The 16,979-nt window shown below is 28.6% G+C and carries 14 protein-coding genes and 1 other annotated feature; of the genes, 3 read left to right on the top strand and 11 right to left on the bottom strand.

The window, feature by feature from the left end; translation table 11 throughout:
• Positions 1–6: 6 nt before the first annotated feature.
• The gene (locus G594_RS0115885) at positions 7–2,106 is read right to left on the bottom strand and encodes an efflux RND transporter permease subunit (RefSeq protein WP_027099440.1); all 2,100 of its coding nucleotides are present in this window, start codon (positions 2,104–2,106) and stop codon (positions 7–9) included.
• 20 nt (positions 2,107–2,126) lie between these two features.
• Positions 2,127–2,741, bottom strand: coding sequence for a TetR/AcrR family transcriptional regulator (locus G594_RS0115880; protein ID WP_027099439.1), 615 nt, complete (start codon positions 2,739–2,741; stop codon positions 2,127–2,129).
• 239 nt (positions 2,742–2,980) lie between these two features.
• Between G594_RS0115880 and G594_RS0115875 the strand changes: the two genes are divergently transcribed.
• Positions 2,981–4,897: an ABC-F family ATP-binding cassette domain-containing protein gene (locus G594_RS0115875; protein WP_027099438.1), complete on the top strand. Its 1,917-nt coding sequence runs from the start codon at positions 2,981–2,983 to the stop codon at positions 4,895–4,897.
• A 139-nt stretch (positions 4,898–5,036) separates the two neighbouring features.
• Here G594_RS0115875 and G594_RS0115870 read toward each other — a convergent pair whose 3' ends face one another.
• The 4 genes from G594_RS0115870 to G594_RS0115855 form a co-directional block, all read right to left on the bottom strand.
• Positions 5,037–5,501 (bottom strand): dUTP diphosphatase, encoded by a 465-nt coding sequence (locus G594_RS0115870; RefSeq protein WP_027099437.1) that lies wholly within the window; start codon positions 5,499–5,501, stop codon positions 5,037–5,039.
• 316 nt (positions 5,502–5,817) lie between these two features.
• A complete protein-coding gene (locus tag G594_RS20595) occupies positions 5,818–6,639 on the bottom strand; it encodes a SpaA isopeptide-forming pilin-related protein (RefSeq protein ID WP_051196061.1) in 822 nt (273 codons plus the stop codon).
• Between the two features lie 66 nt (positions 6,640–6,705).
• Positions 6,706–8,934 (bottom strand): bifunctional diguanylate cyclase/phosphodiesterase, encoded by a 2,229-nt coding sequence (locus tag G594_RS19240; protein ID WP_051196060.1) that lies wholly within the window; start codon positions 8,932–8,934, stop codon positions 6,706–6,708.
• Positions 8,935–9,100: 166 nt separating this feature from the next.
• Positions 9,101–10,375, bottom strand: a complete 1,275-nt coding sequence (locus G594_RS0115855; RefSeq protein ID WP_027099436.1) for a uracil-xanthine permease family protein — start codon at positions 10,373–10,375, stop codon at positions 9,101–9,103.
• A 324-nt stretch (positions 10,376–10,699) separates the two neighbouring features.
• Here G594_RS0115855 and G594_RS0115850 point away from each other — a divergent pair, with 324 nt between their 5' ends.
• Positions 10,700–11,404, top strand: a complete 705-nt coding sequence (locus G594_RS0115850; RefSeq protein ID WP_027099435.1) for a polysaccharide deacetylase family protein — start codon at positions 10,700–10,702, stop codon at positions 11,402–11,404.
• 60 nt (positions 11,405–11,464) lie between these two features.
• Here the strand turns inward: G594_RS0115850 and G594_RS0115845 are convergent, their stop codons facing one another.
• The 4 genes from G594_RS0115845 to G594_RS19235 all read right to left on the bottom strand — a co-directional run bounded on the left by G594_RS0115845 (position 11,465) and on the right by G594_RS19235 (position 14,829).
• Positions 11,465–11,977 (bottom strand): tryptophan transporter, encoded by a 513-nt coding sequence (locus G594_RS0115845; RefSeq protein ID WP_027099434.1) that lies wholly within the window; start codon positions 11,975–11,977, stop codon positions 11,465–11,467.
• Between the two features lie 112 nt (positions 11,978–12,089).
• Positions 12,090–12,325: a binding site (T-box leader), on the bottom strand.
• Positions 12,326–12,649: 324 nt separating this feature from the next.
• A complete protein-coding gene (locus tag G594_RS0115835; RefSeq protein ID WP_027099433.1) occupies positions 12,650–12,838 on the bottom strand; it encodes a DUF4250 domain-containing protein in 189 nt (62 codons plus the stop codon).
• 66 nt (positions 12,839–12,904) lie between these two features.
• A complete protein-coding gene (locus tag G594_RS0115830; protein WP_027099432.1) occupies positions 12,905–14,242 on the bottom strand; it encodes an MATE family efflux transporter in 1,338 nt (445 codons plus the stop codon).
• Positions 14,243–14,256: 14 nt separating this feature from the next.
• On the bottom strand, positions 14,257–14,829 hold the full coding sequence (locus G594_RS19235) for a metallophosphoesterase family protein (RefSeq protein ID WP_051196059.1): 573 nt from the start codon (positions 14,827–14,829) through the stop codon (positions 14,257–14,259).
• A gap of 183 nt (positions 14,830–15,012) precedes the next feature.
• On the opposite strand from G594_RS19235, the gene G594_RS19230 reads away from it, so the two are divergent.
• Positions 15,013–15,876 carry a Cof-type HAD-IIB family hydrolase gene (locus G594_RS19230; RefSeq protein ID WP_051196058.1) on the top strand — a complete coding sequence of 288 codons (864 nt, stop codon included), beginning with the start codon at positions 15,013–15,015 and terminating at the stop codon, positions 15,874–15,876.
• A 100-nt stretch (positions 15,877–15,976) separates the two neighbouring features.
• Here G594_RS19230 and G594_RS0115815 read toward each other — a convergent pair whose 3' ends face one another.
• Positions 15,977–16,840, bottom strand: coding sequence for a tRNA 2-thiocytidine biosynthesis TtcA family protein (locus tag G594_RS0115815; RefSeq protein ID WP_027099431.1), 864 nt, complete (start codon positions 16,838–16,840; stop codon positions 15,977–15,979).
• Positions 16,841–16,979 lie beyond the last annotated feature (139 nt).

Raw genomic sequence — 16,979 nt, 5'->3', positions numbered from 1 at the left:
TCCTCCCTACATAGCAACTTTCTTTGGCTCTATAGAGTCAAGTTTATTAATTTTCCAACCTTTTGTTGTCTTATTAATAATGCCTTCACTTACTAATAACAGTGCAGGTAAAACAAATATTATAACCATCATACTAATAATTGCTCCCCTAGCCATTAAGAAGCATAAGCTCTTAATTAATGCCATATCAGATACTAATGCTACACCACCTGTAGCTCCAAAAAATGTTAATCCACTTGTTACTATAGACTTCGCTGACTCTTGGACTGCTATTCTCATTGCTTCTTTCTTTTCATATCCATTTCTGATTTCTTCCCTAAATCTAGAAGTTAATAAAATAGCATAGTCAACTGTAGCCCCTAATTGAATAGTTCCTATTACTATACTGGCTACAAATGGAATAACTGTTCCTGTGTAGTATGGAATACCCATATTTATAAATATTGCAAATTCTATTGCAGAAACTAGTAAAACTGGTATTGACACTGATTTAAATACAATTAAAATAATTACAAATATAGCTGCTATAGATGCAACTGATACATTCTTAAAATCTTGATCTGCAATTGTAGTTAAATCTTTAGTTAATGCACCTTCTCCTGTTACCATTGCATCTTTATCATAGCTCTTAACTATATCTGTCATCTCTATAATTTGATTGTTAAGTTCGTCTGATGCAGATTTATACTCTGAATTAACTAACAAAAGATTATATCCACCTTGTTTAAATATTTCTTTTATATCTCTTGGAATAAAATCTTCTGGAACATTAGGTCCAATAAATTTATCATAGGATAATACTGTAGTTACACCTTCTAAATTTTCTATTCTATCTGTCATCTCTTTCATCTTATAACTCTTAATATCATCTTTAACTATTATAAAATGTGTAGATGTCATATTAAAATTATCCTTCATCTTGTTAAGAGCAACTATTGAAGACATATCAGGTTTTAATGTTTCATCTAGGTTATAATATACCTTTGCATTTGCTTGTCCAAAAAATGCTGGAAGCATTATTACAAGAAATGCTACTATAAATGCTTTATAATGCTTTGTTACTAAGGTTGATACCTTTTTAAACTCTGGAATTATTGTTTTATGCTTGAATTTATGAATTGCTTTATCGAAAACCAAAACAAATGCAGGTAATATTGTAATTGCACATATTACACCAATTACAACCCCTTTTGCCATAACAAGACCTATATCTTTACCCAATGCTAAGTCCATTGTACAAAGAGCTAAGAATCCAGCTATTGTTGTAAGGGAACTTCCTGATATAGAAGTCATTGTTGCTTTTATAGCTTGAGTCATGGCCTCCTCTTTAGTACTCCACTTACCTCTTTCTTCATCATATCTATGCATCAAGAATATAGAGTAATCCATAGTTACCCCTAATTGAAGTACTGCTGCTAGTGCTTTAGTTATATAAGATATTTCACCTAGAAATAAGTTAGTGCCTAAATTATATACAATACCTATCCCTATTGAAACTAAGAATATAATTGGTACAACTGTAGATTCCATTGAAATTAATAAAACTACAATTGATAATGCCACTGCAATTAAAACGTAAAATGGAGCTTCATGTTCGGCAAGCTCTTTTGTATCCTCCATAATTGCAGACATTCCACTAAGAAAACATTGCTTATTTAATATTTTCTTTACTTTAGAAATACCATTTATAGTTGAATCGGATCCTGGTGCCCCATCAAATTTTATAACAAACATTGTTGAATCTTCATTATAAAGTTGATTTTTTATCTCATCAGGTAAAATATCCTTAGGGATACTTTCATCTAACACATCTGTTAAGCCTAACGTTGTAGTAACACCATCCACCTCTTCAATTTTATCTTTTAAAATGTTAATATCTTTATTCTCCATTCCTTCTACTATTACAATACCTATTGACGCATCGGAATAAGTTTTGTCCAAGATGTCCTCTCCCTTTGTTGAATCTAAGTTCTGAGGTAAATAACTTAATAAGTCATAATTTACTCTTGTATTTATGAAACCTATCACTGATGGGATTAATAAAAGTAATGAAACTACTATGACTGATTTAGCATGATCTGCAATAAACTTACTAATTCTATTCACCCTTAACATCCCCTTTGTTTTTAGTAACTTATCATAGCTAAAACTTTCTTAAAGAGAATTGGCTTAATTTCATCTATAGTTGTAGGTTCTTCTAAAATTATAGAGCTATAACAAACACTACCTACTAACTCAAATATCATGAACAATGTCAATTCCGCTTCATCTAAATTCATATTTTTTTCAACTAGATTTCCTATAAAGATTTCTACTATCCCCTCCATTTCCTTATATTGCTCTGGATTTCTTAATGCTCTTCTGAATAGTCCCCAGGAGAAATTTTTATTAATTAGCTTTAGCATAAGTTTATTTTCTTTAAAGTAATTAATAACATAGTCAATAAAAAATAATGTTCTGTCTTCAAACCTATCTAATTTTTGTTCTTCAGTTTTTTCTACTGCTTCTTTTATAACTTGAGAACTTTTTTGAAGTATAAGCCTATTGATTATGTCATACTTATCTTTAAAGTATAGATAAAATGTTCCTTTTGCTACCCCAGCTCTCTTAACTATGTCATCTATTGCTGTATTCTGTGTGCCTTTTGTAGTAAACAGTTCATATGCAGCAGAAAATAGTTCTGTTTCTTTTTTTCTTTTCTTTTCCCCTACTTTACTGCTTCCACTTTTATCCCTCGTCATTTCTTCCTCCTTTATGACTATCAGTCATTTTATATTTCTATTATATTCCTTTCTGACTAATAGTCAATTTATATTTTACTATATTTTCTTTTTGTTTAAAAAGTTTGCTTTTTGTTTAAAATTGCTATGATTTAAGTTCAATAGTATAATTAATTAGGATGTTAAGGTTAATTAATTTACTTATGTAAACTTTATTATTCTATACTAGTTTACCCAATATAATTCCGGAGGAAAAGGTTATGATTGTTTTAAGTTGTAAAAATATTAGCAAAAGCTATGGAATAGATGAAATATTAAAGGATGTTACTCTATCAATTAATGAAGGGGATAGGGTTGGTATCATTGGTGCAAATGGAGAGGGTAAATCTACTCTATTTAAAATTCTTTCTAAACAACTATCATTTGATGATGGTGAAATATTTATAGATAAGAATAAAACTTTAGGTTACTTAGCTCAACACCTAGATTTAGATACAAAAAAGACAATATATAATGAAATGCTTTTAGTTTTCTCTGACTTAATAAGATTAGAAGAAAAACTTCTAGATTTAGAAAACAAAATGAATGAGCCCTATGATGAAAGCAAAGCAGATTATCATAACAAGATAATTAATGACTATAATACTTCACAAGAACTATACTCACATAGGGGTGGCTATACTTACAAAGGAGAAATAAATAAGGTATTAAAAGGTTTAGGTTTCTCTGAAGAAGACTTTGATAAAGAAATTTCAAAGTTAAGTGGCGGTCAAAAAACCAGAGTTGCATTATGTAAATTATTATTACTTTCACCAGATATATTACTTTTAGATGAGCCTACTAACCACTTAGATTTAGAAGCAATTGAATGGCTTGAAGAGTATTTAAAATCTTATAAAGGTACTATTTTAGTTATTTCCCATGATAGATTTTTCCTTGATTCTGTAACTAATAGAACTTTCCAAGTAATTAATGGTCATGTTAACTGCTACAATACTTCTTATACAAAGTTTTTAGAACTTAGAGAAAAAGATTATGAATCACAGCTAAAGGCATATAATCTTCAACAAGCTGAAATAAAAAGACAAGAAGCAATAATTGAGAAGTTTAGATCTTTTAATAGAGAAAAGAGTATTAGAGCTGCTGAAAGTAGAGAAAAAGCCCTCGATAGAATGGAGAAAATAGATGCTCCAGATGAAGAAAAGGGACCAGCAAAAATTAAATTTGAAACCTCAGTTAAAAGTGGATATGATGTTTTACATGCTGAAAATTTAAGTAAGAGTTTTGGTGATAAACATTTATTCTCTAATCTTTCTTTAGATTTAAAGAGAGGAGAAAAAATCGCCTTAATTGGTGAAAATGGTAGAGGTAAGACTACTTTCTTCAACATTCTTATGGATAAAATAAAACCAGATAGCGGTGTTAAAGTATTAGGCACTAACGTAAACATAGGATATTATGATCAAGAACAATCTAACTTATGTGAAGATAAAACTATAATTGATGAAGTATGGGATGACTTCCCTGAATTAACAACATCACAAGTTAGAGGGGCATTAGCAACCTTCCTATTTACTGGTGAGGATGTATTTAAAACTATTAATAAACTTAGCGGTGGTGAGAAATGTAGAATCAACTTGCTTAAGTTAATGCTTTCAAGATCCAACTTATTATTACTAGATGAACCTACTAACCATCTAGATATTTTATCTAGAGAGGCTTTAGAAGAAGCTATATTAAGCTATGATGGTACATTAATAGTAATTTCCCATGATAGATATTTCTTAAATAAAGTTATAAACAGAATTGTGGAACTTCAAGAAGAAGGAACTACTGAATATTTAGGAAACTATAGTTACTATGTTGAAAAGAAGCTTAATCCATTAAGATTTGAAGCTTATGAAGAACTAGCAAATGGTAAAACTAAAACTCAACTAAAAGAAGAAAAAAGGAAAAAACGCGAAATAGAAAAAGAAGAAAAGGCAAAGAAACTACAAATTAAAAAGTTAGAAGATGAAATAAGTAAAAATGAAGAATTACTTCTAGCCCTTCAAGAAGATTTATGTAAAGAAGAAATATACTCTAATCCTTCAGAAAGTGAAAGAGTAAATAAAGAAATAAAAATCCTTGAAGAAAAAATAGAAGACCTTTATATTAAATGGGAAGAAGTTAATTAATAAAAAAGATAATATAGATAATAAAGATTAAAAGAGAAATTGCCTACTGCAATTTCTCTTTTAATATAAAAAACTCTGCAAATGCAGAGTTTTGTCCTCAAACTTATTATCTATCTTATCCTATTTATCTTTATTATAATTACTTAGATCCTGTACTTCCAAATCCACCACGATCAGAATTTCCAAAGGACTCTACTTCATCAAACTCTATCTCAGGCATTACTTCCATTATTCTAAACTGTGCTATTTTATCCCCTTTTCTTATCCAAGTACCCTTTACTTCTACTCCATCTATAAGCTCTATATTTTTTCCTTCTAAACAATAAACAGGCATGTGCCATTGATCATTATCACCTATATATGTATCATCAACTACCCCTACTGAATTAGTTTGAATTATTCCCCAAGTTTTAAATGTTGAACTTCTTGGAGCAAGATGCGCTTCCCACCCTCTTGGTAATTCTAATGCAAACCCTAATGGAATCATAGCTCTTTCATTAACTTTTACGAATATATCCTTATTAGCGTACACATCAATCCAGTTACCTTTTGCTATTTTTTTTAACTTAGTTGCCTCTTCAAAATACTTTATTCTTATTTTCATAATTTCTCTTTCATTCCTTACTCTTTAGACTATTTTACTACCATTATAACAATAATAGACATATATTTCTACAAAATAAAAAAGGCCTATTCTCTAAAGCCTTTTTTATACGAGGAAAGTATAAAATTTTAATTAGATATAAATCAAAGATATTATTATATTTTCAAATTATAAAATATAAAATCAAGGATAATAATTTTATAATTTCCTTACCTTTAGTACCAGTGAGGTGGATATTTATTTTGATGTGACTTGAAGCGCAGCGATGGAACAAGGAAAATAAATATACTCCATATCTTTTTCATTTATGAATTAATTATCTTCTACATTGTCTTTTATTCTTAATCTTATTAATTACATAAATACAACTTTCTGTTGTACATTCATCAATAGTAACCTCATTCCAATTTATATATTGAGGTTTTTCAAAGTATCTCTTATCAATTAATTCTATAACCCTATATGCTCCCTCAGGAACATTGCAAAATACAACTTTACCATCACAATCAGTAACATTTGAATCTACTAATTTGGGGCATACTCCATTAAGTTTATAAAGATTAACTTTTACGCCCTTTATTTTTGTTCCTTCTTTACTATGCAAAGCTGAAATTACTGTTATAACGCCCTTTACTTCTTTTCTGCATTTATCTTTCTTATCCTTTACTGCACATCCACAATTATTATTTTCATTCCACTCGTCTTCGCAGTTTAGCCATTTTTGCCTTTCATAATGTTCATAATAATCACTGGTATTTACGTCATACGGCTCTTCACTTACATATTCTTCCTCCTTGCATTCATTGCAAATATGATTATCTTCTGCATTATCAAATTCCTTTTCTGTAACATTTATGTCTGCATCACTATAATAACATTTCATCTCTTCTGCTTCTATCTTGCTATTAATACAACTATCATCATTTTCTCCAAAAATATAGCTTTCTGACCCACAAGTATGTGTTTCACATCTGCCATCTGGATATGATATATCAAAATTTACTACTATATCTTCAGTTTTCCCTTCTTGTTTTGCTTCGGCCTTTTCCTGTAAATACTCCTTCATAAACCTCTCTATAATAGGATCATCATCTTTCATGTTAGTACAATAAACTCTTTTCACCTTTTCTTCGCTCACAAAAAAAACCTCCTTAGTTTTCTTATATTAATAAAATATGAGAAACTAAAGAGATATGTGATTATTTTACCTGTCAAATACTAGTGTCTTATCCTCTGTAAAGCTTTTAACTATTTTGTCAAATCCTAAAGGCTTACTAAAATAATATCCTTGAATTATATCACAACCAATTTTTTCTAAATAATGAAGTTGATTTTTAATTTCTACACCCTCTGCAACAACTTCTAGATTAAGCATATGTGCTAATTCAATAACTTTTTCAATAATAAATTCACTTTTTAAGTCGATTCCTATATCTGATACAAAGCTTTTATCTATTTTTACTTTATCTATAGGTAACCTTTTTAAATAATTTAAAGATGAATATCCTGTACCAAAGTCATCCAAAGCTATAGTTACGCCTAAATCTTTTATCTTTCTTAACATTTCTATATTGCGCTCTGCTGATTTCATTATAACACTTTCAGTAACTTCAAATTCAATGTTTGCAGGGTCTATATCATACTCATCAATCTTTTCCTTTATATATTCTAAAAGTTCAACATCTCGTATTTGTACTTGTGAAAGATTTATTGCCACTTTAAATTTATCATCTATAATACTAGTTAAATATTTACATTTTTTAAATGCATTATCTATAAGATATTTACCTATATTAATTATAGCTCCTGAACTTTCTGATGCACGTATAAACTCATCTGGATACACATAACCTAGTTCACTACTTTTCCATCGTGCTAAACATTCAAATCCTTCTATCTTCTTAGATTTGCACCAATACTTAGGTTGTAAATCAAAATATATTTCACCATTATCTAAGGCACTTCTTAAACAACGTTTTACAGCTAATTCCCTGTTAATTTCATCTGAAACTTCCTTATTAAATACGCAAAATCTATTTTTTCCATTAGCTTTTGCTTTATACATTGCAATATCAGCTTTCTTTAATAATGCTTGTACAGTTTCCCCATCAGTTCTGTAAAAACTAACTCCTATACTTACTGTACAATATATTTCTTTACCTGACACTTTAAGTGGTCTATTAAATGTATCTAATATATCTTTTAGTAATTTTACTACTTCTTCTTTTGCTTCTACATCCCCTATTGCTATTATAAATTCATCTCCACCAAATCTTGCTAATAAACATTTTTCATTAATAACACTATTTAATGTATTACAAAAGCTATTTAAAAGCTTATCTCCTGCATCATGCCCAAAAGTATCATTAACATATTTAAAATTATCTAAATCTAAAAAAACTATTGCAAAATCCTTTTCCTCTCTCTTAACCTGAGTTAGCATTTTTTTAGATTTCTCTATAAAATATCTTCTATTTGGTATTCCAGTAACTTCATCATAGTTACTCATATAATATATCTTCATTTCTTTTTCTTTTCTATCAGTTATATTACTAATAGAACCATATATGTATAATCCATCATCCTCTAATATTCTCTTCCCTTTTTGTTTTATCCATAGAGTTTCGCCTTTTTTACCTTCAACCCTAAACTCTACTGAAAAATATTCTTTCTCTTCTCTCAAAAATTCTTCATACTTTTGTATATAAATCCATCTATCCTTGGGTAAAATAAAATTTACCCAACTCTCATTTGAGATTTTACATTGATCTTCATTATTATTAAACAATATACCTTCTCTATCATTTATAATATATTCTCCTGTATCAACCTTTAAATAAAACATTATATCTTGACTACCTTCTAAGGCCCTTCTATAATTTCTCTCACTCATCCTTAGTAATTCATCTTGCTTTTTCTTTTCTGTTATATCAATAAAAATACCATTTAACTCATATTTATTATCTTTTATTTTTCCTTTTCCTGAACATTCTATATATAGTTGTTGCCCCTCTATATCTACAGTCTTAAATTCTAATATGAATTCATCCTCAATTTTTTTATCTATTATTTCTGTAAAAAAGCTTTTTATATATTCTTTATAACTATTATCTATAAACTCATATAACCTATCAAATGAATCAATATTATTTTCAGTTTTAAATACCTTTTTGTATCTACTAGATATAAAAAGTAAATTATAGTCATCAAACCATTCCCATACTGCTCCATTTAAGGCACCTAATGCTTTTTCATATTTTCCATGTTCTATAGATAACTTAAGAAAATAAATTTTTCTATAAATCACAAACTGATAACACAATATTCCTAAAAATATAAGATTAAAAATTGTATTTCCTTTATATAAAGCTATAACAGCTACTATAATAGTTGTTACTGCAAGCATATTAAAAGTTTTGTCTAAGTCCCTCATAAAGCCCTCCGTAATACTACACTTTTAATTCCATAATTAAATTTTACCACATAACCTTTATATTTTATATACAGTTATGTTATATACAGGTAGAATAAATAGTAATTTGTCAAAAATAAAAGTCTTGAAATTATTAACTAATCTCAAGACTTTATTATCATAACTATTATCTATTTTTACCTATCGAATTGCTTATCCATGTTAAAACTAAATTTAATATTACACCAACTAATGCTGCAAAGCTTAACCCTGTAATAGCTACTTGTTCAGTAATTTTAATTCCTAAAATTATATTATATTTAGTTTCTACATATGAAGCTCCTAATCCTAAGAATAATATAACAACCATAACTATTATGTTATTCCATGAAAATTTAACTTTTTCACTCTTTATAGTCTTAGGTCCTACTATTGCAATCATTGTAAATAACATTAAACTTATTCCACCCATAACAGCTTGTGGTACAGTTCTTATTGCAGCTCCAAACTTAGCTATAAAAGCTAATCCTATTGCAAATACTGCTGTTATTCTAAGAATAGATGGATCATAGTTCTTAGTTACTGCTAAAACCCCTGTATTTTCACCATAAGTTGTATTAGCTGGTCCACCAAAAAGTGAAGCTGCTATAGTTGCTAATCCATCTCCAAGTAATGTTCTATTTAAACCTGGATCTTCTATAAAGTTTTTACCTACAACTTGTCCATTAGTAGTAATATCACCTATATGTTCCATAAATACTGCAAGTACTACTGGTGCTATAATCATTATTGCTCCAATATCAAACTTTGGTAAAGTAAATGATGGTACGGATAGTACTGCTGCGCTTGCTATTTCAGCTGTTTGAACTTCTCCCATTATTAAAGCTACTATATATCCAACTGCTACACCACATAATATTGCAATCTGTTTTGTAAATCCTCTTCCAAAGAATTTTATTATTAAAGTAACACCTAATGTTATAATTGCTAATGTCCAGTTATTTGATGCCATATCTATAGCTGTTGGTATAAGATTTAATCCAATTACCATAATCATTGGCCCAACAACTTGTGCTGGTAATATTGCTTTTATTTTTCCAACTCCAACCTTTTTTATTATTAAAGATACTATTATATATATAAGTCCTGCTACAAACATACCACCTTGTGCATAACTTAAATCACCATATGCATCTCTAACTGCTATAATTACTGGTATAAATGCAAAAGATGATCCTAAGAATACTGGAACCTTTCCTTTAGTACACAAATGAAATATTAATGTTCCACATCCTGCTGTAAATAGAGCTACTGATGGGTCTAATCCAGTTAAGATTGGTACTAATACAGTTGCTCCAAACATTGCAACCAAATGTTGTAATGCCAAAATGCATCTCATTACCTTTTCCTTTAAAGTTCTACTTTTTGATTTTTCAATTGCTGAAAGTATCATTTCTGACATCTTTTTACCTCCTTAATATTTATAAGGAGAAATTACTTTCTCCCTTTTTCAGTCTCTCTGGACTTGAATTAAAAGGTTTTAATAAAATAAAAAAACTTCTTACATGGCAGTAAGAAGCTATAATTTGTCTATATAACCGTAAATCTTTCTTCTTACTAGCCTCTCTGGACCACTTTAAAGAATTTTAATTTTTTATTTAAACTTCTATAAGTATAGCATAGCAATCTAAGTAATTCAATAACAAAATATTACACTTTTCTTTAAGGGATATTTTTTTTATACAGGAACATACTAAGTAATAAATATTTATAGAGGGTGATACATATGAAAAAAAACAAATATTCTTTTCTAGCTTTTATATGTGTTTTTATTTTTACATTAAGCTTTTTTTCAGTTTATACAATGGCTGAAGAAGAAAAGGTAATTTATATTACTTTTGATGATGGGCCTGGTGGCAAAGTAACCACTGAGGTACTAGACATATTAAAAAGAGAAGAAGTTCCTGCTACCTTCTTTCTAATTGGTGATCAAATAAAAGGACAAGAAAAACTCATTAAACGTATGGTTGATGAAGGACATTCAATTGGACTACATAGTATGTCCCATAATAAATCAAAACTATATTCTTCAGATAAAGAGTTTTTAAAAGAAATGCTAGAGTGTCAAAAAACCATAAATGATGCATGTGGTATTAGTCCTTCTATATTAAGATTTCCTTTTGGTTGCAATAACAATTCTTATCATTTAAAGAAAACACTTGTTGACTCATTACATGAAAACAACTTGAAGATTTATGACTGGAATGTAGATAGTACTGATGGTGCCAACCACAACGCTAGCCCAAGTACTTATATAAAACATGCAAAAAGTGATAAAAATAATATAATTTTACTTATGCATTGTGGCTACATGAATAAAAACTCCGCAAAAGCTTTACCTGAGGTAATCAAATACTATAAAGATAAGGGATATACATTTAAAGCAATATCAAGCGATACTGATGAAATGTTTCATTTTATGAAACATTAATAGAAAAAACCTAGAATAACTTCTAGGTTTTTTCCAATTAACATGAAACGTTAGAATTATCTATATATTATATTTAGTAATTCTCATAGCTTGTTCGACTATCTTATATATAATCATTCCTGCAATAACATTTACCACCGCTGTAGGAACTACTACTGCAAATATAGTTGTTAATATAGCTCCTTCCACCCCCGATATAAGTGCTAAAGAGGTTAAAAATACAGTCCCACTTAATAATGTTCCAAAAACAAATAATATTATCCCTTGAATATTATTGCTTACTTTTTCCCTTAATGGAAGCATTAATAAATACATTACATTACAAGTTATAACCTTATCTATAATATTAGGTAATTGCCCACCTGGTGATTTAGTTGTTAATGCAGTAAATATACCTATTATTATACCTGCAAATATAGTTGTTTTATAATCTCTATTAATTAACATTATTATAAAAAGCATTGCTAGTGCAAAATCCGGTTGAGCTGGTAACCCAAAGGATGGACTTATTGCATGTAATATTACTCCTATTGCAATTAAAATTGCGTTTAATACCATTTTCTTTGTATCCATTTTAAATTCCCCCTAATTTTAAATATTTCTTATCCTGGTTTCCACTCTTCATTTCATAACATATTAATCACGCCCCAAACTTATTAAATAAAATAAAAAAACCGTCCTAAATTAATAGGACGGATATGTTCCGCGGTACCACCTAAATTGTGTATAACACCTCTCTACTTTCAAGTACTAATATACTCTATTTGCTGTAACGTGCAACCCACGGCTTAACTACTCTCTCCAAAGATTTCATCTTGCTCCTCAAAGGCCCATTCACCATTAGCTACAGTACCGATATTCCACCATCATCAGCTCTCTTTAACCTTGCACCTGGTTACTATCCCTCTTCAAAGGATTTATCTTAATATTATAATATGCATCTTTTCTATTTTTGTCAATATATTACACTTAAATTTTACTATTTTTTTACTTCCTGTAATATTAGAACTTATAATATAACCTTTTATTTTTTCTGTAACCTAATTATTGTTTTCTCCTTGTGCTTTAGTTTTTTTATCATTGACTAATGACGCTATTAAAGCTGCTGATGCTCCTAAAAGTACTAAAACCTTCCCTGTTTTTTTCATATTCATACGACGACCCTCCAAACATAAATTTTACCTATATTAGTATTATAACCCATAGACTTGCCTATATACTATAGTTTGAAATTTTTAAATATTTTTATCTAAATTGATTTATTTCTCTTATATAAGTACATCCAATAGCATTTAATTTTTCGCAAATTTCTTTTTCTGAAACATCCATATCTTCACATAATCCTTCTAATGAAGAAAAAGTATCTCTAAGCTTCATATTTATAACACTTAATAAAATATTAGGGTCCATAGCCATTATTGATTCTCTATCCATTCTTTCACCTTCTTAGTTTTATCTATATAATTTATATTTTACATATACAAAAAATCATTTCAACTTCTATTTTTGTAGATATATAGATTTATCTCTTTTTATAATAATAATTGTATATATCAAAGTGATACTTTCAACTATTGGTACAGTTAACCACGCCCCTGTTAATCCCATAATATATGACATAATTACTATTACTATAGAAATTAATATAAACCCTCTAATTAAAGATATTATAGTGGATACCTTTGATCTTTCTATAGATTGCATAAAACCTATAGATACTATATTTACACCCATTACAATAAAAGATAAAAAGTATATTCTTATTCCACTACAAGTAATATCTAGAATTCCTTCTATATTACTTGAAAATATTCTCGCTATAAATTCAGGATTAGATACCCCAATTATAAAAAACACTACTCCAGAAACAAATGAAATTTTTCTAGCTAGCTTAAAAGCAGATATAACTCTATCTATCTTTTTTGCTCCATAATTCATGCTTATAATAGGCTGAATTCCTTGAGATATTCCATTAAATATTGCAGTACAAATTAAAGCTACATTTGAAATTATACTATAGGCAGAAACTGCTTCTACTCCACCTATCTTCACTAGAACTATATTAAATATAAAAATAACAACTCCTGCAGACATTTCATTAACCAAACTAGGTATACCATTTAAGATAATTCTTTTTGCATATCTTAGTGATTTTTTATATTGCGATATATATAAATGTATAGAATTCTTTTTAAATATAAAATGTAATAATAATATACTTACCCCTACTAATTGAGCTATGGATGTAGCTAAAGCAGCCCCCCTCATCCCTTTATTTAATGGAAAAATTAATACATAATCTAAAATAATATTAGTTAAATTAGTACAAATAACAGCCCACATTACCAATTTGGGGTTGTTATCATTTCTAACAAATACAGAAAGAGTTTGTATAACAATAAAAGCTATTCCAAATGATAATATAGCTGATAAGTATTCTTTCACTAATGGTAAAGTCTCTTGTGATGCACCTAAAAATAATGAAAATTGCTCTAAAAAGACTATTCCAAATACAGATAATATCGCGCCTGATATAAATGATGATATTACTGAAAAAGTAAAAATACTGTTTGCTGAATCCAACCTTCCTTTTCCTATTGAAATTGAAAGTGCAGTAGCACCTCCAACACCAAATATTAACCCTATACTATTAAATATACTGTACATAGGAATCCCCACATTTAGGGCTGCTAAACCTAGATTTCCTATTCCTCTTCCTATAAACATAGTATCAAAAAATATACACATAGATAACCCAAGCATTCCTAAAACACTTGGAATCATATATCTTACAGCTAAAGATCCTATACTGTCTTCTAATAAATTAACTTTCTTCATTTGTACCTTCCTTACTATCTTTTGTAATCAATTTTTCTAAACTCTATATTAAACCTTTCATCATCAATATCAATTACTGCAAAGCTTATCTTTTCATCGTATGATAACCCTAATGATCCAGGATTAATCATAATCTTCCCTTCATAAAAAGATAAATAACATTGATAATGAGTATGGCCAAACAATACATAATCCCATTCGCCATTATAATCATTTAAAAATTCTTCTAATATCCCTCCATTATATAAGTAAGGTATATCAGTATTACTATTTATTCTGCTATGTACCATTAAAAACCTTTTTCCTGCTACTTCTTCTACCCTTTTTAAAGGTATATTTTTTATCCAACTTAACTCTTCTTTTGAAAGTTCTTCATCTATATAATATAGATTACTCTCATGATTACCGCATACATTTATGAACCTTTTATCATTCATTATTATCTTCAAGGTCTCTCTAGGATTAATCCCACCCATTATATCCCCTAAATTAAGAACAACTTCTATATTGTTCTCATCTATATAGTTTATGAAATATTTTAATGCTTCTACATTTCCATGTACATCAGATATTACAGCAACCTTCATAATAAACTTCCCTTCTTAAATACTATTATCCTTATATTATAATTTTTCCATACTTATTTTTCCATATTTAATTTGAAGTTTAATTAGATACATTTTTTTGTAAAACCTAATACACTCCATATACTTTTTTATCCAAAAATAGTACAATATAAATGTAATATTTTTTGTAGGGGGACTTTTTTAATGAAACTAATTGCAACAGATTTAGACGGCACGTTACTTCAACCAGACTCAACAATATCAAAATATGACTTAGAATGGATTAATAAAGCCGAAGAGTCCGGTATTAAAGTCATTGTGGCTACAGGAAGACAATACACTGCAGCTCTTGAACTTTTATCTAAATCTAACTTCAAACCTGATTACATAATCACAGATAATGGGTCATGTGCTTATTCAGTTAAAGATAATAAAAAAATTTGTTCATATCCAATAAAAGAAGACACCGTAAAGGAAATACTAGATTTTCTAGAATCTAATAATTATCCTTATGGCCTTTCTTCTGATAAACATAGAATACATTTTAGAGATATTTCAAAACGTCTTACAGATGAATTTAATAGAAATCAATCAGTTATTCCTGACTTAGATAGAAACCATTTAGATTCTCTAGTAAGTTTTATCGAAAGTGATAGTGCACTATATGTAGATTCATATAAGGATATACTAAACTTAAATACTGATTTATTTAATATATCTGCTCTTTCATTTGACCCTAATAGAATAAAAGATGGAATTGCTGAAGCCTCTAAAATTAAAGGAGTAAATGTTGTTTCTTCAGCATATAACAACTTTGAATTTCAAAGCTATGAAACTTCTAAGGGAAAATCATTAGCATTTATTGCAGATTACCTTCATATATCTTTAGATGATACAATGGCAATTGGCGATAACTATAATGATGTATCAATGTTTGAACATGCATACCATAGTGTTGCAATGGGAAATTCTAATGATGATATAAAAAACTTATGCAGATACACAACACTAACAAATCTAGAAAATGGTGTTGGACATGCAATTAAAACTTTTGCTCTAAATAAATAAAAAAGTATAGAGTGGATATTTATTTTGTTTATTCTGGCACTACGCTCCAAATTACATCAAAAAAAGAAGTCATATATATGGCTTCTTTTTTTAAATATAATTATTCTTCAAAACGCTCTAAAAACGAATGCTTTTCTCCATCTATTTCCCATCCTAAAATAGAATCCATAGCTACATTTTCAGCAGCTTTGAATATAGACTTATCTACATCATTAAAGTTTTCCTTTAGATTTGCGATAAGCTCTTTTATTTCATATCTCTTACCACCAATTTTTTTGGCTGCTACCATACAAGCACAATTCAGTGGCCATATTCCACTATAATTTATAAATCTTTTTATAGCTTCTTCCTCTATCAGATATAAAGGTCTTATTAACTCTATGCCTTCAAAGTTTTGAGATTTAAGCTTTGGTAACATTGTTTTAAAGTTACCTGCATAAAGAATATTTAACATAGTTGTTTCAATTACATCATTGTAATGATGTCCTAAAGCTAATTTATTACACCCAAGTTCCTTAGCCTTTTCATAAAGTGATCCTCTTCTCATTCTAGCACACAAATAGCATGGGTAATCTTGAGCTTTTTTATCTATAACTTCAAATATTTTAGAATCATAGATATGAGCTGGTATTCCTAAATAATCTAAGTTTTCTTTATGTAAAGCCTTTATTTGTGGATGATATCCTGGGTCCATAGCTATAAATTCTAAATCAAACTTAACATCACTATATCTTTGAAGCTGTTGGAAACATTTAGCCATAAGCAAGCTATCCTTCCCACCTGAAATTGCTACAGCAACTTTATCTCCATCTTGTATTAAATCATATTGCTTTATAGCTTTTATAAACTTTGACCAAATTGGCTTTCTATATCTTTTTATAATGCTCTTTTCTATTTCTTCTAAAGGTTTCTTTTCCTCTGTTGGAATTATTCTTTCACAACCTGTTCCTGCTATTCCACTCATCTATATCACCTCGTACACATGATATTATATCATCACATAATATTTTTTCAATTGAAATAATATTCTATTTGTCATCAAGTCGCTTTTGTACTATATATTTTTATATTTATATATTGTTATATTTATATGTTTATATATT

The organism is Clostridium paraputrificum AGR2156, from assembly GCF_000424025.1.
Classification (GTDB): domain Bacteria; phylum Bacillota; class Clostridia; order Clostridiales; family Clostridiaceae; genus Clostridium; species Clostridium paraputrificum.
This window is presented reverse-complemented; position numbering and strand designations above follow the sequence as displayed.